Origin of the sequence: Variovorax endophyticus (assembly GCF_025376855.1) — a bacterium.
In the GTDB taxonomy this organism is placed as follows: Bacteria; Pseudomonadota; Gammaproteobacteria; order Burkholderiales; family Burkholderiaceae_C; genus Variovorax.
The window spans coordinates 1-22,822 of sequence record NZ_JAHUTH010000023.1; the positions used below are offsets into that span (position 1 = coordinate 1).

At 69.9% G+C, this 22,822-nt stretch carries 22 protein-coding genes and 1 pseudogene; 12 read left to right on the forward strand and 11 right to left on the reverse strand.

Translation table 11 applies throughout. The features are described 5' to 3' along the window. The 4 genes and pseudogenes from KV106_RS26400 to KV106_RS26415 all read left to right on the forward strand — a co-directional run. A pseudogene (locus tag KV106_RS26400) lies at positions 1-342 on the forward strand (M20/M25/M40 family metallo-hydrolase); the annotation flags it as partial. 80 nt (positions 343-422) lie between these two features. Beyond that, positions 423-875: a DUF2501 domain-containing protein gene (locus tag KV106_RS26405; RefSeq protein WP_261213543.1), complete on the forward strand. Its 453-nt coding sequence runs from the start codon at positions 423-425 to the stop codon at positions 873-875. A 144-nt stretch (positions 876-1,019) separates the two neighbouring features. Next, positions 1,020-2,765 (forward strand): SulP family inorganic anion transporter, encoded by a 1,746-nt coding sequence (locus KV106_RS26410; RefSeq protein ID WP_057595837.1) that lies wholly within the window; start codon positions 1,020-1,022, stop codon positions 2,763-2,765. Between the two features lie 10 nt (positions 2,766-2,775). Then, positions 2,776-3,663, forward strand: coding sequence for a LysR family transcriptional regulator (locus tag KV106_RS26415; protein WP_057595838.1), 888 nt, complete (start codon positions 2,776-2,778; stop codon positions 3,661-3,663). A 15-nt stretch (positions 3,664-3,678) separates the two neighbouring features. Here KV106_RS26415 and KV106_RS26420 read toward each other — a convergent pair whose 3' ends face one another. The 5 genes from KV106_RS26420 to KV106_RS26440 all read right to left on the reverse strand — a co-directional run bounded on the left by KV106_RS26420 (position 3,679) and on the right by KV106_RS26440 (position 7,747). Beyond that, positions 3,679-4,266, reverse strand: coding sequence for a DUF3299 domain-containing protein (locus tag KV106_RS26420; protein WP_057595839.1), 588 nt, complete (start codon positions 4,264-4,266; stop codon positions 3,679-3,681). A gap of 68 nt (positions 4,267-4,334) precedes the next feature. Continuing rightward, the gene (gene arfB, locus KV106_RS26425; protein ID WP_261213545.1) at positions 4,335-4,748 is read right to left on the reverse strand and encodes an alternative ribosome rescue aminoacyl-tRNA hydrolase ArfB; all 414 of its coding nucleotides are present in this window, start codon (positions 4,746-4,748) and stop codon (positions 4,335-4,337) included. Between the two features lie 235 nt (positions 4,749-4,983). Next, on the reverse strand, positions 4,984-6,168 hold the full coding sequence (locus tag KV106_RS26430; protein ID WP_261213548.1) for an acetyl-CoA C-acyltransferase family protein: 1,185 nt from the start codon (positions 6,166-6,168) through the stop codon (positions 4,984-4,986). A 46-nt stretch (positions 6,169-6,214) separates the two neighbouring features. Continuing rightward, the gene (locus tag KV106_RS26435) at positions 6,215-7,009 is read right to left on the reverse strand and encodes an enoyl-CoA hydratase/isomerase family protein (protein WP_261213549.1); all 795 of its coding nucleotides are present in this window, start codon (positions 7,007-7,009) and stop codon (positions 6,215-6,217) included. A 27-nt stretch (positions 7,010-7,036) separates the two neighbouring features. Further along, positions 7,037-7,747, reverse strand: a complete 711-nt coding sequence (locus KV106_RS26440) for a TetR/AcrR family transcriptional regulator (RefSeq protein WP_203205331.1) — start codon at positions 7,745-7,747, stop codon at positions 7,037-7,039. Between the two features lie 209 nt (positions 7,748-7,956). Here KV106_RS26440 and KV106_RS26445 point away from each other — a divergent pair, with 209 nt between their 5' ends. The 6 genes from KV106_RS26445 to KV106_RS26470 all read left to right on the forward strand — a co-directional run bounded on the left by KV106_RS26445 (position 7,957) and on the right by KV106_RS26470 (position 14,835). Beyond that, positions 7,957-8,850, forward strand: a complete 894-nt coding sequence (locus KV106_RS26445) for an ABC transporter ATP-binding protein (protein ID WP_261213550.1) — start codon at positions 7,957-7,959, stop codon at positions 8,848-8,850. Beyond that, positions 8,850-9,728, forward strand: coding sequence for a branched-chain amino acid ABC transporter permease (locus KV106_RS26450; protein WP_261213551.1), 879 nt, complete (start codon positions 8,850-8,852; stop codon positions 9,726-9,728). Before KV106_RS26445 ends, KV106_RS26450 begins: the two co-directional genes overlap by 1 nt. A 221-nt stretch (positions 9,729-9,949) precedes the next feature. Continuing rightward, positions 9,950-10,987: a branched-chain amino acid ABC transporter permease gene (locus KV106_RS26455; RefSeq protein WP_261213553.1), complete on the forward strand. Its 1,038-nt coding sequence runs from the start codon at positions 9,950-9,952 to the stop codon at positions 10,985-10,987. A gap of 14 nt (positions 10,988-11,001) precedes the next feature. Then, entirely contained in the window at positions 11,002-12,192 is a 1,191-nt protein-coding gene (locus KV106_RS26460) for an ABC transporter substrate-binding protein (RefSeq protein ID WP_261213555.1), read from the forward strand. Positions 12,193-12,205: 13 nt separating this feature from the next. After that, positions 12,206-13,024 (forward strand): ABC transporter ATP-binding protein, encoded by an 819-nt coding sequence (locus KV106_RS26465; protein ID WP_057595848.1) that lies wholly within the window; start codon positions 12,206-12,208, stop codon positions 13,022-13,024. Next, on the forward strand, positions 13,021-14,835 hold the full coding sequence (locus KV106_RS26470) for an AMP-dependent synthetase/ligase (protein WP_261213557.1): 1,815 nt from the start codon (positions 13,021-13,023) through the stop codon (positions 14,833-14,835). The genes KV106_RS26465 and KV106_RS26470 overlap by 4 nt, the downstream gene beginning before the upstream one ends. Positions 14,836-14,912: 77 nt before the next feature. Here KV106_RS26470 and KV106_RS26475 read toward each other — a convergent pair whose 3' ends face one another. Beyond that, a complete protein-coding gene (locus KV106_RS26475) occupies positions 14,913-15,245 on the reverse strand; it encodes a hypothetical protein (protein WP_409976563.1) in 333 nt (110 codons plus the stop codon). Positions 15,246-15,251: 6 nt separating this feature from the next. Beyond that, positions 15,252-17,891 carry an ATP-dependent chaperone ClpB gene (clpB, locus tag KV106_RS26480; RefSeq protein ID WP_261213560.1) on the reverse strand — a complete coding sequence of 880 codons (2,640 nt, stop codon included), beginning with the start codon at positions 17,889-17,891 and terminating at the stop codon, positions 15,252-15,254. Between the two features lie 142 nt (positions 17,892-18,033). Between clpB and KV106_RS26485 the strand changes: the two genes are divergently transcribed. Further along, the gene (locus KV106_RS26485) at positions 18,034-19,029 is read left to right on the forward strand and encodes a Bug family tripartite tricarboxylate transporter substrate binding protein (protein WP_057595863.1); all 996 of its coding nucleotides are present in this window, start codon (positions 18,034-18,036) and stop codon (positions 19,027-19,029) included. A gap of 6 nt (positions 19,030-19,035) precedes the next feature. Here the strand turns inward: KV106_RS26485 and KV106_RS26490 are convergent, their stop codons facing one another. Continuing rightward, positions 19,036-19,515, reverse strand: coding sequence for a molybdenum cofactor biosynthesis protein MoaE (locus KV106_RS26490; protein ID WP_261213562.1), 480 nt, complete (start codon positions 19,513-19,515; stop codon positions 19,036-19,038). Between the two features lie 263 nt (positions 19,516-19,778). Here KV106_RS26490 and KV106_RS26495 point away from each other — a divergent pair, with 263 nt between their 5' ends. After that, the gene (locus KV106_RS26495) at positions 19,779-20,681 is read left to right on the forward strand and encodes a 4-hydroxy-tetrahydrodipicolinate synthase family protein (protein ID WP_261213564.1); all 903 of its coding nucleotides are present in this window, start codon (positions 19,779-19,781) and stop codon (positions 20,679-20,681) included. Here KV106_RS26495 and KV106_RS26500 read toward each other — a convergent pair. From KV106_RS26500 to mobB, 3 genes are read right to left on the reverse strand one after another with little or no spacing between them, the layout of a single operon-like run. Continuing rightward, a complete protein-coding gene (locus KV106_RS26500) occupies positions 20,668-20,919 on the reverse strand; it encodes a MoaD/ThiS family protein (RefSeq protein WP_057595854.1) in 252 nt (83 codons plus the stop codon). The two genes, KV106_RS26495 and KV106_RS26500, sit on opposite strands and share 14 nt — an antisense overlap. A gap of 5 nt (positions 20,920-20,924) precedes the next feature. Then, positions 20,925-22,223, reverse strand: coding sequence for a molybdopterin molybdotransferase MoeA (locus tag KV106_RS26505; protein WP_261213566.1), 1,299 nt, complete (start codon positions 22,221-22,223; stop codon positions 20,925-20,927). Next, positions 22,216-22,755 (reverse strand): molybdopterin-guanine dinucleotide biosynthesis protein B, encoded by a 540-nt coding sequence (mobB, locus tag KV106_RS26510; RefSeq protein ID WP_057595856.1) that lies wholly within the window; start codon positions 22,753-22,755, stop codon positions 22,216-22,218. Before mobB ends, KV106_RS26505 begins: the two co-directional genes overlap by 8 nt. Positions 22,756-22,822 lie beyond the last annotated feature (67 nt).

Consider the following 22,822-nt stretch of genomic DNA (forward strand, 5'->3'; position numbering starts at 1 on the left):
CTGAGCGTGAGCACCAGGCTGATCGGCGACCGGCCCGGTGGCCGCACGCCGCCCGATTCGGTGATCGTCGAGGCCGCCACGCGCGCCAACGCGGCTTTCGGCCACAAGACGCTCTTGACCGGCGCCAGCACCGACGCCAACGTGCCGATGGCGCTGGGCATCCCGGCGATCATCATCGGCGGCGGCGGCAAGACCGGCGGCTTCCACGCGCTCAGCGAATGGATCGACGTGACCGACGGCTGGAAGGGCGCGCAGAACTCGCTCGTGACGGTGCTCGGGCTGGTCGGCGTCGCCGGCGTGAGCGAGCCGCTGCTGCCCAAGCGCCCGGCGCGCACGCGCTGAGCCGGTCCGAGGCGACCTCCTCGCGCCACCGGGGCGGCGTATGCTGTGCCCGCATATCCATTCGCACCAAGGAGGTCGCCATGAAGTTCCGTTCCACCCTGATCGCGCTCGCCCTGCTCGCGGCCGGCGCCTCGGCCAACGCCGAATCGAAGCTGCTCGACCAGCTCAAGAACCAGATGGGCGGCGGCGCGGCGAGCAGCGCCGGCAACAGCAGCGGCGGCGCCGGCGGTCTGGCCGAGAACCTCGGCTTCGCCATGCCCGCGATCGGCAACAACACCATGGGCAACGCCGCCGGCGTGCTGCAGTACTGCATCAAGAACAACTACCTGGGCGGCGGCGACGCGGCCTCGGTCAAGGACAAGCTGATGGCCAAGATCACCGGCCAGAAGCAGCAGCAGAGCGGCTTCGCGAGCGGCGCCAAGGGCCTGCTCAAGGGCGGCGACGGCCAGACGCTCAACTTCAAGCTGCTGAGCTCGAAGGTCAAGGAAAAGGGCTGCGACTACGTGCTGAAGAACGCCACCAGGCTGCTCTGAGGGCGAGCCGGGCGCCGCGCCCGGGGTAAACCGCGCTGCCCGCGGCGTGGCGGCGCACTAACATCGGGCGGTCGCGGCATTTCCCCTCCCTTCGTTCCCCTGCCGCGTCCGCCCACGCCCCGCGTGCGCGACAGACCGCCTTCCATGACGCCGCCACCCGCTCCTTCCGCTTCCTCTCCCTCCCTGCGCCAGCGCCTGGCGCGCTGGATTCCCTGCCTGGGCTGGCCGCGCCCCTCCGCCGCGCTGCTGCGCGGCGAGGCGCTGGCCGGCATCACGGTCGCGCTGATGGTCATCCCGCAAGGCGTGGCCTATGCCGCGCTCGCGGGCATGCCGCTGGTCACCGGCGTCTACGCGGCGCTGTTCCCGGCGCTGATCGCCGTGATGTTCAGTTCCTCGCAGCGGCTGTCGGTCGGGCCGACCGCGCTCACCAGCCTGCTCGTGGGCGCCTCGCTCGCGCCGCTGGCGGTGGCCGGCAGCCCCGAATGGGTGGCGATGGCGGTGTGGCTCACGCTGATGTCGGGCGCGATCCAGATCGTGCTGGGCGCGGGCGGCTTCGGCTGGATGCTGCGGCTGGTGAACTCGCCGGTGCTGATCGGCTTCACGCAGGGCGCGGCGGTGCTGATCGCGATCTCGCAGCTGCCGGCGCTGCTGGGCTTCACCGGCCGCACCATCCCGCAGGTGCTCAGCGGCGACGGCCCCCTGCCCGACCTCACGGCCATCGCCTTCGGCCTCGGCGGCATCGCCGTGCTGTGGCTGGGCAAGCGCTTCGTGCCGCGCTTTCCCACCACCATGGCGCTGGTGGGCGGCGCGGCCGCGCTGAGCTGGGGCATCAGCTATGCGCTGCGCGGCGGCGCGGTGGTCGGCAGCCTGCCCTCGGGCCTGCCCGATTTCTACTGGCCCGGCCTGCTGCCGGCCCACACCTTCGGCGCGCTGGTGCTGCCGGCGCTGATGATCACGCTGGTGAGCTTCCTCGAGACCGCCTCCAGCGCCAAGGTCGACAACGCGCGCGCCGGCACGCTGTGGAACGAGAACCAGGACCTGATCGGCCAGGGCCTGGCCAAGCTGGCCTCGGGCTTCACGGGCGCCTTTCCCACCAGCTCCTCGTTCTCGCGCTCGGCGATCACGCTCTATGCCGGCGCGCAGACCGGCTGGGCCACGTTGTTCAGCGTGGTGGTGGTGGCCGGCGCGCTGCTGTGGCTGATGCCGCTGCTCTACCACGTGCCGCAGGCAGTGCTGGCCTCGGTGGTGGTGACGGCCATCCTCGGGCTGGTCAAGCCCTCGAGCTTCAAGGCGCTGTGGCGCATCTCGCGGCTCGAGGCCGGCATCGCCATCGGCACCTTCGTGCTCACCATCGCGACCGCGCCCAGCATCTACTGGGGCGTGCTCGGCGGCCTGCTCGCGAGCCTCGCGAACTACATGTACCGCCACCTGCATCCGCGCATCATCGAGGTCGGCCTGCATCCCGACGGCAGCCTGCGCGACCGCCACCTGTGGAAGCTGCCGCCGCTCGCGCCGCACCTGCATGCGCTGCGCATGGACGCCGAGCTCGACTTCGCCTCGGCCTCCACGCTCGAGCGCGCGCTCACGGTGGCGCTGGCCGACCGGCCCGACCTCACCGACGTCTGCCTGTTCGCCCAGCCGATCAACCGCATCGACATCACGGGCGCCGAGGTGTTCGGCTCGATCCGCCGCATGCTCGAGTCGCGCGGCGTGCGGCTGCACCTGAGCGGCCTCAAGCTGCCCGCGATGCAGGTGCTGGAGCGCGCCGGCCTGCTGGCGCCCGGGCCGATGCTGTTCAGCTACCGCACCGACGGCGAGGCGCTGGCGGCGCTGGTGCCGCGCATCGAGGTGCCGCTGCCGGCCGAGGCCGAGGTCCAGGCCGCGCACTGAGCGAGCGCCCATGAAGACCACGATCGAGGAACTGCTGGCCTTCCGCACCGTGGTCGACACCGGCTCGATCACGGCCGCGGCCGAGCAGCTCTCGCAGACGGTCTCGGGCGTGAGCCGCGCGCTGAGCCGGCTCGAGCAGAAACTCGACACCACGCTGCTGCGCCGCACCACGCGGCGTCTCGAGCTGACCGAGGAAGGCGCGGCCTTCCTGCAGCGCACCCGCGGCATCCTCGACGCCATCGACGAGGCCGAGGAGCAGATGGCCTCGCGCCGCGGGCAGCCCGCGGGCCGGCTGCGCGTGAATGCCGCCTCGCCCTACATGCTGCATGCGGTGGTGCCGCTGGTGGCCGAGTTCCGCCGCCGCTTTCCGCAGATCGAGCTCGAGCTCGACACCGACGACCTGCCGATCGACCTGCTCGAGCGCCGCACCGACATCGCGATCCGCATCGGCCCGCTGCGCGACTCCACGCTGCATGCGCGCCCGCTGGGCACGCACCGGCTGCGCGTGCTCGCGAGCCCGGCCTACCTCGAGGCCCAGGGCCGGCCGCGCAAGGTGGAGGAGCTCGCGACGCACACGCTGCTGGGCTTCACCCAGCCCGAATCGCTCAACCGCTGGCCGCTGCGCGGCCCGCACGGCGACGAATGGCAGATCGCGCCCAGCCTCGCGGCCTCGAGCGGCGAGACCCTGCGCCAGCTCGCGCTGGCCGGCGTGGGCATGGTGTGCCTGTCGGACTTCATGACCGCGGCCGACCGCGCGAGCGGCGCGCTGGTGCAGGTGCTGGCGAAGGACACGGTCGACGTGCGCCAGCCGGTCAACGCGGTCTACTACCGCAACACGCAGCTGTCGGCGCGCATCACCTCGTTCCTGGATTTCCTGGCCGAGCGGCTCGCGGACTGAGCCGCGTCGCGCAGGCTACTGTGCCTTGGCGACGAAGGGCTCGACCGCCGCCGAGCGGATCTCGTAGCCGCTCACGCCCATGTCGGCCGAGGCATAGCGCGCCGCGCGCAGGGTACCGCGCACATGCACCGTGTCCATCGCGTGCAGGCCCTTCACCGTCTCGTGGGCGATCACGCGCACGATCTGGTTGGCCGGCGGCGGCGGCGTGTGGATGCAGGCGCCGAAGTACGGCACCAGCAGGAACTCGCGGATGCCGTCGGGCGAGGCGTCCAGCGGCACCACGAAGCCGGTCAGGCGGCCGTCGACACCGTCGAGCGCCACGTTCACCGGCGCGTTGTCCCAGACCGCGCGCATCTCGTCGAGCATCTGGATCGCGCGCGGGTCGTTGTCGCGCAGCGATTCGAGGCTGATGTTGCGGTAGCGCTGGGTCGGGTCCCAGCTCTTGGGGATCAGTTCCTCCCACTTGAGCTCGGGCGCCACGCCGGCCGCCGCGGTGGCCGGGGCCGCTCGCTCGGGTCCGCAGCCGGCCAGCAGCCCCGCGGCCAGGGCCAGCGCGAGGGCGGCGGCACGCGCCGGAGCGAAAGGCTTCGTCGGAAAACTCATCGACAGGATTGTGCAAGCGCCGCGTGACCGCAGGTTTAAGCGGGACTTAAGCGGCTTTCCCGCCCCTTTCAGTCCCCCCGGACCGGCCCGCGCAGGCTCTTGACCTGCGAGCGCTGGCTCTTGCCCTCGAGCCGGCGCTGCTTCGAACCGTAGGTGGGCTTGGTGGCGCGCCGCACGCGCGGCACCGTCGCCACGCTGTCGACCAGCGCCTGCAGGCGCGCGACGGCATCGGCGCGGTTCATCTCCTGGCTGCGGTGCTGCTGGGCCTTGAGCACCAGCACGCCCTCCTGCGTGATTCGGCTGTCGCGCAGCGCGAGCAGCCGCTCCTTCAGGTCCTCGGGCAGCGAGCTCGCGCGGATGTCGTAGCGCAGATGGACCGCGCTCGAGACCTTGTTGACGTTCTGCCCGCCCGCGCCCTGGGCTCGGATCGCGCTGAAATCGATCTCGGATTCGTCGACGAGGATGGGGGGATGGCGCTGCACGGGCTGCATTGTGCGCGGTGCGGCGAAGCGGGAAGCCGGGGAGATCGGTCTGGAAGGAGGCATGTCGCGTCGGGCAGACCACCCCGCCCGACGCGCTGCACACACCCGGAGTCCTCTCCTCGAATCGCTCGCTCCTCCTCTCCAGGCAGGCAGAAGATTAGCGGCGGCCCGGCGTCGGGTCCTCCTCCTTGTGGAGGATGCCGCCACACACCGGCTTTTGTTCCTCGCCCCGCGATCAGACGCGCTCGAACACCGCGGCGATGCCCTGGCCGCCGCCGATGCACATCGTGACCAGCGCATAGCGGCCCTGCACGCGGTGCAGCTCGGCGATCGCCTTCACCGCGATGATCGCACCCGTGGCTCCCACCGGATGGCCCAACGAGATGCCCGAGCCGTTGGGATTGACCTTGGCCGGGTCGAAGCCCAGCTCCTGGATCACCGCGCAGGCCTGGGCCGCGAAGGCCTCGTTCGACTCGATCACGTCGAAGTCGCTCACCTTGAGGCCGGTGCGCTCGAGCACCTTGCGCGTGGCCGGCACCGGGCCGATGCCCATGTAGGCCGGCTCCACGCCCGCGTGCGCATAGCCCACGAGGCGCGCCAGCGGCTTCAGGCCCTCGGCCTTCGCGCGCGCGCCCTCGGCCAGCACCAGCGCGGCGGCGCCGTCGTTGATGCCCGAGGCGTTGCCGGCCGTGACCAGGCCGTCCTTCCTGAAGGCCGGCTTCATCTTGGCGAGCGTCTCCACCGTGGTGTCGGCGCGCACGTGCTCGTCGGTGTCGAACAGCACCACGCCCTTGCGCGTCTTGACCTCGACCGGAACGATCTGCTCCTTGAAGCGGCCCGCGGCGATGGCGGCCGCGGCACGCTGCTGGCTGGACACGGCCAGCGCATCCTGCTGCTCGCGCGTGATGCCGTAGCGCGCGGCCACGTTCTCGGCCGTGATGCCCATGTGGATCTTCTCCCACGGGTCGTGGAGGATGCCGAGCATGTAGTCGAGCAGTTGCACGTCGCCCATGCGCGCGCCGTAGCGCGCGGCGGTGTCGAAGTACGGGCCGCGGCTCATCGACTCGGAGCCGCCGCCGATCGCGATGTCGCAGTCGCCGAGCGCGATCGCCTGCGCCGCCGAGACGATGGCCTGCAGGCCCGAGCCGCAGAGGCGGTTGACGTTGAAAGCCGGCGTCTCGATCGGGCAGCCGGCGTCGATGGCGGCGACGCGGCTCAAGTAGGCGTCCTTGGTGTCGGTGGGGATCACGTTGCCCATCACCACGTGGCCGATGGCCGCGGGCGCGACGCCGCTGCGCTCGATCGCGGCCTTGACCGCGGTGGTGGCCAGCTGGGTGTTGGGCACGTCCTTCAGCGAACCGCCGAAGGTACCGATGGCCGTGCGGGCGCTGCCGACGACGAAGATCTCGCGTGAGGTCATGAACTGCTCCTGGATGAAATGAACAAGAAAAAAAGGGGGAAAGGGATCAGCGGCCTTCGAAGCGCGCCGGCTTCTTGGCGAAGAAGGCGTCGACGCCGCTGCGGAAATCCTGGCTCGCGGCGCAGACCTGGAAGGCCGCCGATTCGGCCTCGAGCTGCGCCGGCAACTCGCGCTCGAAGCTGCCGCGCATCAGCCGCCGCAACTGGCCCAGCGCCACGGTCGGCCCATGGGCCAGGCGCTGCGCCAGCGCCATCGCCTCGCCGGCCAGCGCATCGGCCGGCAGCACGCGGTTGATGAGGCCGATGCGCTCGGCCTCGGCCGCGTCGAGCATGTCGCCGAGCATCGCGATCTCGAGCGCGCGCCGCAGCCCGACCCAGCGCGGCAGCGCCCACGAGGCGCCGACGTCGCAGCTCGCGCCGATGTTGACGTAGGCCAGGTTGAAGCGCGTGCCCTCGGCCGCGAGCACGAAGTCGGCCTGCAGCATCAGGCTCAGGCCCGCGCCGGCCGCCACGCCGTGCACCTGCGCGACCACCGGCGCGTCGACGGTGGCGAGCACTTCCAGCGCCTCGTGCAGCGGGCCGATCAGCGCGGCCGCGCCGCCCTGCGGATCGGCGCTCAGCAGCGCGAGGTCGCCGCCGGCCATGAAGCCCTTGCCGGCGCCGCTCATGAGCACCGCGCGCACCGAACGGTCGGCCGCGATGGCGCGCACCGCCGTGAGGAAGGCCTGCGCCATCGGCACGTCGATGGCGTTGAGCGCCGCGGGGCGGTTGAACCGCAGCGTGGCGACCGCGCCTTCGCGGCCGATCTCGAGCGGGGTGTCGGGGGTGGTGGTGTCGTTCATCGTTGTCGGCTCCATGGCATGGGAAGTTCAAGCGGCGGTCGCGCGCGGCTTGCGCCGCGCCGGTGCCGCGGGCACCTGCTGCAGCACGCCGTTGAGCAAGAGCGCGATCGCCTGGTCGGCGATCTGTTCGGGCGTGAGGTCGCCGTCGCGCCGGTACCAGCGGCCGATCCAGCTCAGCGCGCCGGCCAGCATGAAGGCGGCCATCTTCGGGTCGCAGGGCGCGATCGAGCCCTCGGCGATGCCCTCGTCGATCAGGCGGCGGAACTCGTGGTCGATGCCGGCCTTGAGGCGCCTCAGTTCCTTCTTGAGCGGCTCGGGCAGCGGGTCCTCGCCGATGCGGATCACGCACTTGCCGAACTCCTCGCAGACGATGGCCGAGTAGCTGCGCATGCAGGCCATGAGCTGGTCGAGCGCGCGGCCGCCGTTGCGGCGCACCTCGTCGATGCCCTCCTGCATCATGCCCAGCGCGGCGCGCACGCACTCGAGCAGGATGTCGTCCTTGCTCTTCACGTAGTAGTAGAGCGTGGGCTTGGTCACGTGCAGCCGCTCGGCGATGTCGTCGAGCGAGGTGGCATGGAAGCCGCGCTCGTTGAACAGCTGCGCCGCCGTCTGCAGCACGGCCTGGCGCTTGAGTTCGCGCTGCATCGCGCGCTGGGCCGAGGGCACCCAGGGCGATTCGTCGGCGGCCTCGATGGCAGAGGCCTTGGCGGCGGAGGCACGGCGCTTGGTGAGGGTCATGGGGCGATCCGGGTTTGCGCGCAGGGGTAAGTCCTGATGCCGCGGTGAAGTCGCGTCTGGAAGATCGCGGACGTTACCGAGGAGTAGAAATTCTACGGGCAAGTAGCCCGCGATGCGGATGCCGGAGGAACCCTGAGGCGGCGGCGCATCGCTCACCTGCTCTTTCTCTTCTCGTTCAGAAGCCCGGACACAGGACACGACTCGACGCCATGCACGCCGACACCGAGCGCCCGCGCGCCACCTCGCCCGCCGACGGAAGCGCCGCCGCGCCCGTGCTGCGCGTGGAGGCGCTCACGCTGGCCTTCGGCGGCGTGAAGGCGCTCAGCGGCGTGGGCTTCGACGTGCAGCCCGGCTCGATCACCGCGGTGATCGGCCCCAACGGCGCGGGCAAGACCTCGCTGTTCAACACGGTCTCGGGCTTCTACCGGCCGACGGCCGGCCGCGTGGTCTTCGAGGGCGCGGACATCACGCGGCTGCCGGCGCCCAGGCGCGCCGCGCTCGGGCTGGCGCGCAGCTTCCAGAACATCGCGCTGTTCCGCGGCATGACGGTGCTCGACAACATCAAGCTCGGCCGCCACGTGCACCTGAAGGCCAACGTGTTCGACGCGCTGTTCTACCTGGGCCGCGCGCGCCGCGAGGAGGCCGAGCTGCGCCGCGACATCGAGGAGCGGATCATCGACTTCCTCGAGATCGACCACATCCGCCATGCCAGCGTGGCCGCCCTGCCCTACGGTTTGCAGAAGCGCGTGGAGATGGCGCGCGCGCTCGCGATGCGCCCCAAGGTGCTGATGCTCGACGAGCCGGTGGCCGGCATGAACCGCGAGGAGACCGAGGACATGGCGCGCTTCATCCTCGACGTGCGGCGCGAATGGGGCATCACGGTGCTGATGGTGGAGCACGACATGGGGATGGTGATGGACCTGTCGGACCACGTGGTGGTGCTCAACTTCGGCCAGGTGATCGCGCAGGGCACGCCGGCGCAGGTGCAGGCCGATCCCGAGGTGGTGCGCGCCTACCTGGGCGCGGGCGACGTGGGCGAGCTGCGGCGCAGGCTGCGCGGCCAGGCGGCAGCCACCGCGACAACGACAACGGCGGTGGCGTGATGGATTGGGCCTACCTGTTCGAGATCGCGCTGACCGGCCTGGCCGGCGGCGGGCTCTATGCGCTGGCTGCGCTGGCCTTCGTGCTGGTCTACAAGGCCACGCGGGTGGTCAACATCGCGATCGGCGAGATGCTGATGATCGGCGCCTACCTGTTCTTCGCCTTCGCCGCGAGCTTCTCGCTGCCGATCTGGCTCGCGGTGCTGGGCTCGGTGCTGGGCACGGGTCTGCTGGGCGCGGTGATCGAGCGCACGATGATCCGCCCGCTGCTGGGCGAACCGCCGATCTCGGCCTTCATGGTGACGGTGGGCCTGGCCTCGGTGCTGGTGGGCCTGGTCGAGATCGTCTGGACCGCCGACCAGCGCCGGTTGCCCGAGTTCATGCCGAGCGCGCCGGTGATGGTGGGCGAAGCCTTCCTCGCCCCCAAGGTGGCCTACGGCGCGCTCGCGGCGCTGGTGCTGATCGTGCTGGTGCTGCTGCTGTTCCGCTTCTGGCGCGGCGGCGTGGCCCTGCGTGCCACGGCGTCGGACCAGGGCGCGGCCTACATGATGGGCATCAACGTGCCGCGCGTGTTCTCGCTGGCCTGGGTGGCCTCGGCCATGATCGCGGCGGTCGCGGGCATCGTGGTCGGCGCGATCGGCGGGATCTCCTCGTCGATGGGGATCTTCGGTCTCTCGGTGCTGGTGGTGGTGATCGTGGGCGGTCTGGACAGCGTGCTCGGCGCGCTGGTGGGCGGTCTCTTCATCGGACTGGTGGAGGCGCTGGCCGGGTCCTATCTCGGCGGCGAATACAAGCTGCTCGCGACCTTCGTGGTGCTGGTGATCGTGCTGATGATCCGGCCTTACGGGTTGTTCGGTACGCATGAGATCGAGAGGCTCTGAATGAGGGTCTCTTCTTTCACGCGATCGCTTTGTCCGGGGTGGGCTCACGCCGGTCGAACCGGCCGCACCACCGCTGCGCTTCTCGTGCACAGGATGCCGGGTGCTTCCCGCAGCGAAATCAAGGAGGAGCCCGAAGGGCGGGGGACATTCGCGGAGGGAAGTACCCGGCGTCCTGTGCACGCGCCCCGACGCATCCTCGCGCCTCATCAAAAGGTGACCCGATGCGCATAGGCACCCTCAAGCAAAGCTACATCGCCGACGCCGCGCTGTTCGACTCCCGCACCCAGAAGACCTGGTTGTGGATCGGCGCCGCCGTGCTCGTGCTGTTCCCCTTCATGGCCAGCGACTACTGGCTCTACCTCGCCTGCCTCGTCGCCATCAACGTCGCGAGCGCCACCGGCCTCAACATCCTCACCGGCTACACCGGCCTCGTGAGCATGGGCCAGGCCGCGTTCATGGGCCTCGGTGCCTATACCGTCGCCATCCTGCAGATCCGCTTCGGCACACCCTTCCTGCTCAACCTCTTCGCGGGCGGCGTCGTGGCCATGGTGGGCGGTCTCGTCGTGGGCATTCCCTCGCTGCGGGTCAAGGGCTTGTACCTCGCCATCGCCACCATCGCGGCCTCGTTCATCACCCATTTCCTGTTCGCCAACCTCAAGCTCACCGGCGGTACCACCGGCCTGTCGCTGCCGCCCGCGCAGCTCTTCGGCATCGCGCTCGACACCTCGTTCCGTTTGTACTGGCTGATCCTGCCGATCACCGTGCTGATGCTGCTGGGCGCCGCCAACCTGTTCCGCACCCGCGTGGGCCGCGCCTTCATCGCCATCCGCGATCGCGACATCTCGGCCGAAGTGTTGGGCATTCCGCTGCTGCGCTACAAGCTGCTCTCGTTCGGCCTCTCGTCGTTCTATGCCGGCGTGGCCGGCGGCCTCTGGGCCTACTTCTTCCGCGTCGTCACGCCCGAGAGCTTTCCGCTGCTGATGTCGATCTTCTTCCTCGCCGCCATCATCGTCGGCGGCATGGGCTCGATCCTCGGCGGCATCCTCGGCGCCGTCTTCATGACCATGGTGCCCGAGCTGCTCAAGCTGGTGTTCGACCTGCTGCCGGGCGGCCACGAGATGACCGTCTTCCTGTCGCCGGTGCGCACGGTCGTCTTCGGCCTGCTGATCGTCGGCTTCCTGGTGTTCGAGCCGCACGGGCTCGCCGAAGTGTGGCGGCGCATCCGCCGTTTCTTTCATCTGTGGCCTTTCAAGAACTGACAAGGAGACGAAGCATGGCATCCGACAAGAAGACCCCCGTCCTGCGCCGCCGCGAGCTCATCGTGGCCGCCGGCGCCGCGCTCGCAGCGCCGCTCAGCGTGTATGCCCAGTCGGGCGAGGACATCGTCATCGGCGGCTCGATCCCGATGACCGGCGTGTTCGCCTTCGCGGGCATCGGCATCAACGCCGGCATCGCCGACTACGTGAAGATCGTCAACGACGGCGGCGGCATCAAGGGCCGCAAGCTGCGCTACGTGCCCGAGGACACCGGCTACAAGGTCGACGTCTCGGTCGCGACCTACAAGAAGATCACCAGCCAGAACAAGGTCAACCTCTACTACGGCGACTCGACCGGCTTCTCGAAGACCATCAATCCCGAGCTCGACCGCAGCGGCCAGATCCTCATGGCCGGCGCCTCGTTCGCGACCGAGCTCAACGACCCGGCCAAGTACCCGAACCAGTTCCTGGTCGGCCCCGACTACACCGAGATGATCGGCATCCTGCTGCGCCACATCGCCAAGGAGAAGCCCGGCGCGAAGGTGGCCTTCGTCTATTCCGACTCCGAGTTCGGCCGCGATCCCATCGAGTCGAGCGAGGCCGCCGCCAGGAAGCTGGGCCTCACGGTGCCCGTCAAGATCATGACGCCCGCCGGCAGCGTCGACGTCTCGACCGAGGTCATCAAGCTGCGCCGCGCCGCGCCCGACTACACCATCTTCCACGGCTACGTGCTCGCGCCCATTCCCGAATTCGTGCAGCAGGGCAAGCAGATGGGCATGACCACCAAGTGGATGGGCACCTTCTGGACCATGGACAGCTCCACCGTCATGAAGATGGGCGAGGCCGGCGACGGTTTCATGGGCGTCATGCCCTACCGCTACTACTACGACACCTCGGCCAAGGCGCCGATGCTCGAGAAGATCCGCGCGCTGCGCCCCGAGTACCAGAGCACCGCCTACACCCAGGGCTTCCTCACCGCCATGCTGTTCACCGAGGCGGCGAAACGCACGCTCGATGCCGGCAAGCCGCTGGACGGCAAGAACCTCAAGGCCGCGCTCAACAGCATCAAGGACTTCGACACCGGCGGCCTGATCGGCGTGCCGATCACCATCAAGGGCAACTCCATCCCGGTGGGCCGCGTCTACCGCGCCGACATGAAGGCGCAGAAGATGGTGGCGGCATCCGACTGGATCTCGCTCGACAAGTGAGCGGACGGCGGCGATGAACACCGGCGGCGGCAGCCCCATCCTCGAGGTCAACAACATCGAGGTGGTCTACAACAAGGTCGTGCAGGTGCTGCGCGGCCTGTCGCTGGCCGTGCCGCGCGGGCAGATCGTGGCGCTCTTGGGCAGCAACGGCGCCGGCAAGTCGACCACGCTGAAGGCCATCTCGGGCCTGCTGCCGCTTGAGGACGGCGAGCTCGAGGCCGGGCGCATCGCCTTCGACGGCCAGCCCACCGAGCGGCTCGCGCCGCAGCAGCTGGTGCGGCGCGGCCTCGCGCACGTGATGGAGGGACGGCGCGTGTTCGAGGACCTGACGGTCGAGGAGAACCTCGTGGCCGCCACCTACGCACGCGCCGGCCGCGGCGCGCAGGCACGCGACTTCGACGCCGTCTATGCCTACTTTCCGCGGCTGCACGAGCGGCGCCGCGGCCTCGCGGGCTACCTCTCGGGCGGCGAGCAGCAGATGCTCGCGATCGGCCGCGCGCTGGTGGCCGAGCCCCAGCTGATCCTGCTCGACGAGCCCTCTCTCGGGCTCTCGCCCAAGCTGGTGGAGGAGATCTTCGGCATCATCGCGCGCATCAACGCCGAGCGCGGCGTGTCGATGCTGCTGGTGGAGCAGAACGCCAGCCTCGCGCTGGCCGTGGCCGACAGCGGCTACATCATGGAGAACGGAAAGATCGTGATCGACGGCAGCGCCGAGCGGCTCGCGGCCGACCCCGACGTGCGCGAGTTCTACCTGGGCGTCGGCGGTGCCGGCGAATCGAGGAGCTTTCGCGAGTTGAAGCACTACAAGCGGCGCAAGCGCTGGTTGTCATGACGCATCCCCTCCCCGAACGAAGCTTGCCGCAGATGCTGCGCGAGCAGGCACGCGCCCAGGGTGCGCGCATCGCGATCCGCCAGAAGGACTTCGGCATCTGGCATCCGCTGAGCTGGGCCGACTACCACCGGCGCGCGGTCCACGTCGGCCTGGGCTTCGCGGCGCTGGGCCTGGCGCGCGGCGGCCATGTGGGCGTGATCTCGGAGAACCGCGTCGAATGGGTGCTGGCGCAGATGGGCGCGGGCCTGGTCGGCGCCGTGACCGTGGGCGTCTATCCCACCAGCCCGACCAACGAGGTGGCCTACGTGGTCGGCCATGCCGACATCGAGATCGTGGTCTGCGAGGACCAGGAGCAGGCCGACAAGGTGCTCGAGGCCATCGACGCGCTGCCGCGGCTGCGCCGCATCGTCGTGATCGAGACCAAGGGCCTCGCGAGCTACGGTGCCGAGGCGCGCGAGCGCATCCTGAGCTTCGCCGAACTCGAGGCGGCCGGCGCCGCGCTGCAGGCGCGCGAGGGCGATGCGCGCGTCGACGCCGCGCTGGCCGCGCAGTCGCTCGACGACATCGGCCTCATGATCTACACCTCGGGCTCCACCGGCGCGCCCAAGGGCGCCATGATCTCGTGGCGCAACATCCGCGGCGTGGTGCCGGGCATCGTCGAGCGGCTGCAACTCGATGCGCGCACCACCCACCTGTCGTACCTGCCGCTGTGCCACGTGGCCGAGCAGATGCTGACCAGCTTCGTGCCGCTGTACCTGGGCTCGCAGGTCAACTTCGGCGAATCGATACGCACCGTGCAGGAGGACCTGCGCGAGGTCGCGCCCACCATGTTCCTCGGCGTGCCGCGCATCTGGGAGAAGCTGCATGCCTCCATCAGCATCAAGATGCAGGACACCGGCCGGCTGCGCCGCTCGCTCTACCGCCGCGCGCTGGCCACCTGCGCGCCGCTGGCGGAGAAGCCGCGCGCGCAGTGGACCCTGGCCGAACGGCTGCGCTTCGGCCTCGCCTACTGGAGCGTGCTGCGCGCGCTGCAGAACTTCATCGGCCTGCGCGGCGCGCGCGTGGCGCTGACCGGCGCCGCGCCGATCCCGCCCGACGTGGTGCGCTTCTTCCGCACGCTGGGCGTGCCGCTGGTCGAGGTCTACGGCCTCACCGAATCGACCGGCATGGTCAGCGGCCACCGGCTCGACCAGGTGAAGGTGGGCACGGTGGGGCCGGCCACCGAGGGCGTGGAGCACCGCGTGGGCGACCAGGGCGAGCTGCAGATCCGCGGCGAGATGGTGTTCCGTGGCTATTACAAGAACCCCGAGGCCACGGCCGCCTCGATCCGCGACGGCTGGCTGCACACCGGCGACGTGGTGGCCGAGGAAGGCGGCCAGTTGCGCATCGTCGACCGGCTCAAGGACATCATGATCACCGCGGGCGGCAAGAACCTCACGCCCTCGGAGATCGAGAACACGATGAAGGCCAGCCCCTACGTCAAGGAATGCATCGTGATCGCCGAGGGGCGCAAGTTCGTCTCGGCGCTGGTGCAGATCGACTACGAGACCGTGGGCAAATGGGCCGAGGCGCAGCGCCTGGCCTTCACCCACTTCCGTTCGCTGGTCGAGCTGCCGCGCGTGCGCGAGCTGATCGATGCCGAGCTGCAGCGCGGCAACGCGCGCCTCGCGCAGGTGGCGCAGGTGCGGCGCTTCCACCTGCTGACGAAGGAACTCGACCACGACGATGGCGAGGTCACCGCCACCATGAAGGTGCGACGCTCGAGCATCTACAAGACCTATGCGGGGGAGATCGAGGCGCTGTACGCCTGAGGATCGCCAGAAAGGAAAAAGCCGGCGCGAGGCCGGCCTTTCGTGATCTGAAAAAACTGCAGCCGTGTTGCGGCTGCTTACTCGCCGCGCGTGGCGGGCCGTGCCTGCACGTCCGTCACGTTGCCGCCGCGCTCGCGCAGCAGCGGGCTGCGCACCGACTCGCCCCGCGCACGCGCATTGGCCACGTCGGCGGCCGAGGGTTCGGCCGGCCAGGCGGCGCTGCGGAAGCGGTCGAAGCCCGAACGCGGGTTGAAACGCATCACCCAGGGCGTCACGGGCTTGCCCGTGAGCCGCGCCCAGGCGTAGCGAACGCCCCACACCGCGGCCAGCAGCATCACGGCAACCGCCAGGCTGGCCGCGAAGACCAGCCCCAGCATCACGAGGATCACGCGAAGAATGAAGTTCATCATTCCATCTTAGGCCGAGGCTTCGGCCGCAGGTTCCCCGGTTTTTCCGGGATTTCCTGCTTTTGCGAAGTCGAACTGGCCCGGCGAGCGGATCGGGTCGGTCGTGACCTCGATCGTGTCCTTCGGCCCGAAGCTGCCGTCGAGCAGCAGCTTCGAGAGCGGATTCTCGATGCGCTGCTGGATCGCGCGCTTCAGCGGACGGGCACCGAACACCGGGTCGAAGCCGACCTTGGCGATCTCTGCCAGCGCCGCGGGCGACACCTCGAGGCCCAGGTCCATCTTCGCGAGCCGCGACTGCAGCACCTTGAGCTGGATCGCCGCGATGGCCTCGATGTTCTTCGCGTCGAGCGCATGGAACACGACCGTCTCGTCGATGCGGTTGAGGAACTCGGGGCGGAAGTAGTTCTTCAGCTCGTCCCACACCGCTTCCTTGATCTCCTCGCCCGGCTTGCCCACCATGGCCTGGATGATCGGCGAGCCGATGTTGCTGGTCATCACGATCACCGTGTTCTTGAAATCCACGGTGCGGCCCTGGCCATCGGTCAGGCGGCCATCGTCGAGCACCTGCAGCAGCACGTTGAACACGTCCGGGTGCGCCTTCTCGACCTCATCGAGCAGCACCACGCTGTAGGGCTTGCGGCGCACGGCTTCCGTCAGGTAGCCGCCCTCCTCGTAGCCCACGTAGCCGGGCGGCGCACCGATCAGGCGGGCCACCGAGTGCTTCTCCATGAACTCGCTCATGTCGATGCGGATCAGGTGGTCCTCGCTGTCGAACAGGAAGCCCGCGAGCGCCTTGCAGAGCTCGGTCTTGCCCACGCCCGTGGGGCCGAGGAACAGGAACGAGCCCGTGGGCCGGTTCGGATCGGACAGGCCCGAGCGCGAGCGGCGGATCGCATTCGCGACCGCGCCGATGGCCTCGTCCTGGCCGACCACGCGCTCATGCAGCTTGTCTTCCATTACGAGCAGCTTGTCGCGCTCGCCCTGCATCAGCTTGGCGACCGGGATGCCGGTGGCGCGCGCCACGACCTCGGCGATCTCTTCCGCGCCGACCTGGGTGCGCAGCAGCGTGGGCGCGCTCGACTTGCCCTTGTTGGCTTCGCTGTCCTCAGCTTCCTTCAGGCGCTTCTCGAGCGCCGGCAACTGGCCGTACTGCAGCTCGGCGACCTTGTTGAAGTCGCCCTTGCGCTTCCATTCCTCGATCTGGAACTTGATCTTGTCGACCTCCTCGCGCACGTGCGCGCTGCCCTGGGCCTGGGCCTTCTCGGCCTGCCAGATCTCGTCGTAGTCGGCGATCTCCTTCTGCAGCTTGGCGATCTCGTCCTCGATCAGGCCGAAGCGCTTCTGCGAGGCCTCGTCCTTCTCGCGACGCACGGCCTCGCGCTCGATCTGCAGCTGGATCAGCCGGCGGTCGAGGCGGTCCATCACCTCGGGCTTGGAGTCCATCTCGATCTTGATCTTGGCCGCGGCCTCGTCGATCAGGTCGATCGCCTTGTCGGGCAGGAAGCGGTCGGTGACGTAGCGGTCGGAGAGCTCGGCCGCGGCCACGATGGCCGGGTCGGTGATCTGCACGCCGTGGTGCACCTCGTACTTCTCCTGCAGGCCGCGCAGGATCGCGATGGTGGCCTCGACGCTGGGCTCGCCCACGAGGATCTTCTGGAAGCGGCGCTCGAGCGCGGCGTCCTTCTCGATGTACTTGCGGTATTCGTCGAGCGTGGTGGCGCCCACGCAGTGCAGTTCGCCGCGCGCGAGCGCGGGCTTGAGCATGTTGCCCGCGTCCATCGCGCCCTCGGCCTTGCCGGCGCCGACCATGGTGTGGAGCTCGTCGATAAAGACGATGGTCTGGCCCTCGTCCTTCGCGAGTTCGTTGAGCACGGTCTTGAGCCGCTCCTCGAACTCGCCGCGGAACTTGGCGCCCGCGAGCAGCGCGGCCATGTCGAGCGACAGCACGCGCTTGCCCTTGAGCGAATCGGGCACCTCGCCCGCGACGATGCGCTGCGCGAGGCCCTCGACGATGGCGGTCTTGCCCACGCCGGGTTCACCGATCAGCACGGGGTTGTTCTTGGTGCGGCGCTGCAGCACCTGGATTGCGCGGCGGATCTCCTCGTCGCGGCCGATGACCGGGTCGAGCTTGCCCAGGCGCGCGCGCTCGGTGAGGTCGAGCGTGTATTTCTTCAGTGCTTCGCGCTGGCCTTCTGCATCGGCGCTGTTCACGCCCTGGCCGCCGCGCACCGCGTCGATCGCGGACTCGAGCGACTTGCGCGAGAGGCCGTTCTCCCTGGCGATCCGGCCGATGTCGCTCTTGCTGTCGGCCACGGCCAAAAGGAAGAGTTCGCCCGCGATGAACTGGTCGTTGCGCTTGAGGGCTTCCTTCTCGGTTGCCTGCAGCAGCTTGCCGAGCTCGGGGCCGACCTGCACGATGTCATGGCCCTGCACCTGGGGCAGCTTCTTGATGGCCGCCTCGGCGGCTTGTGCGAGGCCGGGCACGTTGACCCCGGCGCGCTCGAGCAGCGCGCGCGGGCCGTCATCCTGGCGCAGCATCGCGGCCAGCAGGTGGGCCGGCTCGATGTAGGCGTTGTCGCTGCCGAGGGCGAGCGACTGGGCGTCGCCCAGTGCTTCCTGGAACTTGGTGGTGAGTTTGTCTTGTCGCATGGTGGTATTCCTGCATCCAAAATAGGGCTGTTCGGGCACGATTCAAGGTTGCGGGCCGGGCCCGCGCGGCGGGCACGGCTATTGCACGATGCCCGCACCCTCCCGCCCGTAGGCATTTCTCTCTTCTCGAATGGAGTCGATCATGGTTTTTTCAATGCAGCGCGTCCAACCGGTGCGCCGCGCGCTCGGCGTGGGCCTCTTCGCGGCTGCCCTGGGCATGGCCGGGCTGGCACAGGCCCAGAGCGGCACGCCGATCCGCATCCTGGTCGGCTTCCCGGCCGGGGCCGGCACCGACGCGATCGCGCGCACGCTGGGCGAGAAGCTCAAGGACGAGCTCGGCGCGCCGGTGGTGGTCGAGAACCGCGCGGGCGCGGGCGGCCAGATCGCGGCGCAGGTGCTGAAGTCCTCGCCGGCCGATGGCCACACGCTGTTCCTCTCGCACGATCACACGATCTCGATCCTGCCGCAGGTGGTCAAGAACCCGGGCTTCAATCCCGCCACCGACTTCGTGCCCGTGGCCGGCTTCGCGACCTTCGCCAACGTGCTGGCGGTCTCGGGCGGCACGCCGGCCAAGAGCATCGACGAGTACGTCAAGTGGGTGCGCACGCAGAAGGGCGGCAAGGAGACCATCGGCATCCCGGCGCCGGCCTCGATCCCCGAGTTCCTCGTGAAGATGATCTCGGACAAGTACAAGATCGACGTACAGCCCGCGCCCTACCGCGGCAGCGCGCCGATGACGGCCGACATGCTGGGCAACCAGATCACGGCCGGCATCGCCTCGGTGCCCGACTTCATCGAGAACCACAAGGCCGGCAAGCTGCGCATCGTGGCCTCGATCGGCGCCAAGCGCCAGGCGCTGCTGCCCAACGTGCCGACCTTCACCGAGCTCGGCTTCGCGAACCTCGAGGACCTGCCCTACTACGGCATCTTCGCACCCGTGGGCACGCCGCAGCCGATCATCGACAAGTACGGCGCGGCGCTGCAGAAGGTGCTGGCCATGCCCGACGTGAAGCAGAAGCTCACCACGCTGGGCCTGACGGTCGGCTACGAGCCGCAGGGCCAGTTCGCGGGCCGCGTGCGCAGCTACACCCAGACCTGGGAGCGGATCATCCAGTCGAGCGGCTTCAAGCCGCTGTGAGCGCGCTCAGGCGTTCGACGCGCTGATGCCCCAGCGCGCGAGCGCCGCGTCGTCCGCGACGCGCGCATCGACCCAGCGGGCGCCCTCGGGCGTCTGCTCCTTCTTCCAGAACGGCGCCTGGGTCTTGAGGTAGTCCATCAGGAACTCGCAGGCCTGGAAGCTCTCGCCGCGGTGCGCCGAGGCCACCGCCACCATCATGATCTGATCGAGCGGCTGCAGCAGGCCCACACGGTGGACCACGCGCACGCCGAGGATGTCGAAGCGCTCGTGGGCTTCGTCGACCATGGCCTCGATCGATTTCTCGGTCATGCCGGGGTAGTGCTCTAGCTCCATCGATGCAACGTCCGCGCCATCGTTGCGATCACGCACGGTGCCGATGAAGCTGCAGACGGCGCCGATGCGCGCATCGCTCGCGCGCAGGGCTGCGACTTCGGCGCCGAGATCGAAATCGGCCGTCTGGATGGTGACGCGTTGCGGGAATGCCATGCGCAAATTGTGGCACCGCGGCGCTCGCGGCTAAACTCCAGCCCCATGTTCGCCCTGACCGCACGTTCGCCCGCGCCTTCGACCGAAGGCACGAACGGCGCGCGCCTGGGCGGCAAAGCCAAAAAACCAAAGCTCGTCTGACCGGAGCTTCGGTTCCGTCGTCGGATGAGCGACGGAACCGGCACAGGCACTGGCCCCGCATGGGTTGCGCGCGCATCGGACGATGGTTCCTTCCATCGGTCGATCGTCGAAAGGACGCCCGCGTGCCCGCCAACCATTCCTCCTCCGCAACCGCCGCTCCCGATTTCTCGGGCCTGTGGATTCCCCTCGTGACGCCGTTTCGCGACGGCGCGCTCGACCATGCGGCGCTGGCCGCGCTCACGCGCCGCCTGGCCGCCGATGGCGTGGCCGGCTTCGTGGTCTGCGGCTCCACCGGCGAGGCCGCGGCGCTCGACGAAGCCGAGCAGCTCGCCGCGCTCGACACGGTGGCCGAGGCCGCGGGCGGCCTGCCGCTGGTCATGGGCCTCTCGGGCTACCACCTGGGCAAGACCACGGCCTGGGTGCGCCGGCTCGCGCAGCGCCCGCTCGCGGGCCTGCTGGTGCCGGCGCCGCACTACATCCGGCCCTCGCAGGCCGGCCTGCTCGAATGGTTCGGCGCCATCGCCGAGGCCGGCGCCGCGCCGCTGCTGATCTACGACATCCCCTACCGCACCGGCGCCACGATCGCGCGAGACACCCTGCTGACGCTGGCCGCCAATCCGCGCATCCGCGGCATCAAGGACTGCGGCGGCGACGCGGGCAAGACCCGCGCCGTGATCGCCGACGGCCGGCTGCAGGTGCTCGCGGGCGAGGACGGCCAGATCTTCGGCACCGTGGCCGAGGGCGGCGTGGGCGCGATCGCGGCCAGCGGCCACGTGCAGACGGCGCGCTTCGTGCGGCTGATCGCGCTGCTGCGCGAGGGCCGGCTGGCCGAGGCGCGCGCGCTGTGGCGGCCGCTGCAGCCGCTGGTCGAGGGCCTGTTCGCGGAGGCCAATCCGGGCCCGCTGAAGGCCCTGCTGGCGCACCAGGGCGCGCTGCGCGACGAGCTGCGCTCGCCGATGACGCGTGCCTCGGACGCGCTGCGCGAGCGCCTGGTGGCGCTCGACGCGGCCCTCAGCCGCCCGTGACGGGCGGGAAGAACGCGACCTCGCAGCCTTCGTGCGGGGCCGCGGCCTCGTCGCTCATGGTGTGGTCGAGCGCCATGCGCAGCGCGCGGCCGCGCGCGAGCACCGTGGCGTAGGCGCCGCCGCGCGCGATCAGCTCGTCGCGCAGCGCGGCCAGCGTGGGCGCCGCGGTGTCGATGGTTTCGTCGCTCTTGCCGAGCGCTTCGCGCACCGAGGCGAAATAACGGAGATGGACCTTCATGCGCGTCAGGACAGCAGGGCTGCGAGGGGAATGAATTCGACCGGATCGCCGGCCCGGATGGTCTGGCCCGAGGGGTTGTCGACCAGCCCGTCGCCCCAGACCATCGAGGTCAGCACGCCCGAGCTCTGGTTGCCGAACAGGTCGAGCCCGCCCTGGGCATTGCGGCGCGCGCGCAGGAACTCGCGGCGCTTGTCGGCGCGCGGCCAGTCGAAGTCGGCGCGCATGCGCACCGGCTCGGGCGTGACGCGGCTGGCGCCCTGCAGGGTCAGCAGGAAGGGCCGCACCAGCATCAGGAAGGTCAGGAAGCTCGACACCGGGTTGCCGGGCAGCCCGGTGACGTGGCAGTGGCCCTGCGCGTCGCCCTGGCCCGAGCGCGGGATCGAACCGTAGGCGAAGGGCTTGCCGGGCTTCATCGAGAGCGACCAGAGATCGATCTCGCCGAGCGCCTGCAGCGCGGCGCGGATGTGGTCCTCCTCGCCGACCGACACGCCGCCGGTGGTGATGATCAGGTCGTTGTGCTCGGCCGCCTCGCGCAGCGCCTCGACGGTGGCCTCGCGCCGGTCGGGCACGATGCCGAGGTCGTGCACCTCGCAGCCCAGCCGGTGCAACAGCGCGCGCATGAAGAAGCGGTTGGAGTTGTAGATCGCGCCGGGCTTCATCGCCGCGGGCGCGACCTCGCCGGGCATCACGAGCTCGTCGCCGGTGGACAGCAGCGCCACGCGCGGCTTGCGCGCCACCGGCAGCCGGTCGAAGCCGATGCTGGCCGCCAGCCCCAGCGCGGCGGGCGTGAGGCGCTCGCCCTTGCGCAGCACCACGTCGCCGGACGCCACGTCCTCGCCGGCGCGGCGGATCCACTGGCCGGCCGCGGGCACGATCTCGACGCGCACGCTGCCCAGGCCGCCCTCCTCCGCGATGGCGGCGGTGTCTTCCTGCATCACGACCGCGTCGGCGCCCTCGGGAATCTGCGCGCCGGTGAAGATCCGTGCCGCGGTGCCGGGCAGGAGCGGCGTGCCGACCGTGCCGGCGGGAATGCGCTGCGCCACCTTCAGCAGCGCACCGGGCGCGGCGCAGTCGGCCACGCGCAGCGCGTAACCGTCCATCGCGCTGTTGTCGCGCGGCGGCACGGTGAGGCCGGCCACGAGATCCTCGGCCAGCACGCGGCCGTCGGCATCGAAGGTGCTGACCAGCTCGGACGGCAGCGCCGGCCGGGCCTTGGCGAGCAATTGGGCGATCGCGTCGTCGAGCGGCAGCAGCGGCGGCCGGCGCGAGGAGGCGGCGAAGGGAACAGCGGAAGAGTCAGCCATGGTGCTCGGGGTTGTAGTCGAAGCGCTCGCCGCTGTCGACCAGCCAGCGCGCGATGGCCTCGGCGTCGTCGAGGTCGAACACCGGCCGCTCGGTGGGCACCGGCAGCGCGCCCTTGGCGGCGATCGCGACGACGAAGGGATCCTCGGGATAGAGCGAGGGCCGCGGCGCCTCGTCCTGCGCGGTGGGGCGCCAGACCTCGATCTTGAGCAGGTCGCTGTGGCGGAAGCCCTCGACCAGCACCCAGTCGGCGCCGCTGTAGAGCTCGGCGATCAGCTGGTGCACGTCGAGCTCGACCGGCGTCTCGAACTCGCGCATCAGCGCCAGCCGCCGGTCGGAGGCGACCACCACCTCGAAGGCACCGGCCTCACGGTGGCGCCAGGTGTCCTTGCCCGGATGGTCGATGTCGAACTTGTGGTGCGCGTGCTTGACCACCGACACGCGCAGTCCGGCGCGCTTGAGCACGGGAATCAGCCGCTCGACCAGCGTGGTCTTGCCGGCGCCCGAGTAACCGGCGAAGCCGACCACTTTCATCCGATGTCTCCGATGCTATTCAGGGGATAGCTTTGAATACCGAGCGGGGCGGCCGCTCGGCCACCCC

Bases quoted from the DNA above. Each gene is read 5' to 3' on its own strand.
- KV106_RS26405 (WP_261213543.1), top strand. From the start codon at position 423: ATGAAGTTCCGTTCCACCCTGATCGCGCTCGCCCTGCTCGCGGCCGGC.
- KV106_RS26410 (WP_057595837.1), top strand. From the start codon at position 1,020: ATGACGCCGCCACCCGCTCCTTCCGCTTCCTCTCCCTCCCTGCGCCAG.
- KV106_RS26415 (WP_057595838.1), top strand. From the start codon at position 2,776: ATGAAGACCACGATCGAGGAACTGCTGGCCTTCCGCACCGTGGTCGAC.
- KV106_RS26420 (WP_057595839.1), bottom strand. From the start codon at position 4,266: ATGAGTTTTCCGACGAAGCCTTTCGCTCCGGCGCGTGCCGCCGCCCTC.
- KV106_RS26430 (WP_261213548.1), bottom strand. From the start codon at position 6,168: ATGACCTCACGCGAGATCTTCGTCGTCGGCAGCGCCCGCACGGCCATC.
- KV106_RS26435 (WP_261213549.1), bottom strand. From the start codon at position 7,009: ATGAACGACACCACCACCCCCGACACCCCGCTCGAGATCGGCCGCGAA.
- KV106_RS26440 (WP_203205331.1), bottom strand. From the start codon at position 7,747: ATGACCCTCACCAAGCGCCGTGCCTCCGCCGCCAAGGCCTCTGCCATC.
- KV106_RS26445 (WP_261213550.1), top strand. From the start codon at position 7,957: ATGCACGCCGACACCGAGCGCCCGCGCGCCACCTCGCCCGCCGACGGA.
- KV106_RS26450 (WP_261213551.1), top strand. From the start codon at position 8,850: ATGGATTGGGCCTACCTGTTCGAGATCGCGCTGACCGGCCTGGCCGGC.
- KV106_RS26455 (WP_261213553.1), top strand. From the start codon at position 9,950: ATGCGCATAGGCACCCTCAAGCAAAGCTACATCGCCGACGCCGCGCTG.
- KV106_RS26460 (WP_261213555.1), top strand. From the start codon at position 11,002: ATGGCATCCGACAAGAAGACCCCCGTCCTGCGCCGCCGCGAGCTCATC.
- KV106_RS26465 (WP_057595848.1), top strand. From the start codon at position 12,206: ATGAACACCGGCGGCGGCAGCCCCATCCTCGAGGTCAACAACATCGAG.
- KV106_RS26470 (WP_261213557.1), top strand. From the start codon at position 13,021: ATGACGCATCCCCTCCCCGAACGAAGCTTGCCGCAGATGCTGCGCGAG.
- KV106_RS26475 (WP_409976563.1), bottom strand. From the start codon at position 15,245: ATGATGAACTTCATTCTTCGCGTGATCCTCGTGATGCTGGGGCTGGTC.
- clpB (WP_261213560.1), bottom strand. From the start codon at position 17,891: ATGCGACAAGACAAACTCACCACCAAGTTCCAGGAAGCACTGGGCGAC.
- KV106_RS26485 (WP_057595863.1), top strand. From the start codon at position 18,034: ATGGTTTTTTCAATGCAGCGCGTCCAACCGGTGCGCCGCGCGCTCGGC.
- KV106_RS26490 (WP_261213562.1), bottom strand. From the start codon at position 19,515: ATGGCATTCCCGCAACGCGTCACCATCCAGACGGCCGATTTCGATCTC.
- KV106_RS26500 (WP_057595854.1), bottom strand. From the start codon at position 20,919: ATGAAGGTCCATCTCCGTTATTTCGCCTCGGTGCGCGAAGCGCTCGGC.
- KV106_RS26505 (WP_261213566.1), bottom strand. From the start codon at position 22,223: ATGGCTGACTCTTCCGCTGTTCCCTTCGCCGCCTCCTCGCGCCGGCCG.
- mobB (WP_057595856.1), bottom strand. From the start codon at position 22,755: ATGAAAGTGGTCGGCTTCGCCGGTTACTCGGGCGCCGGCAAGACCACG.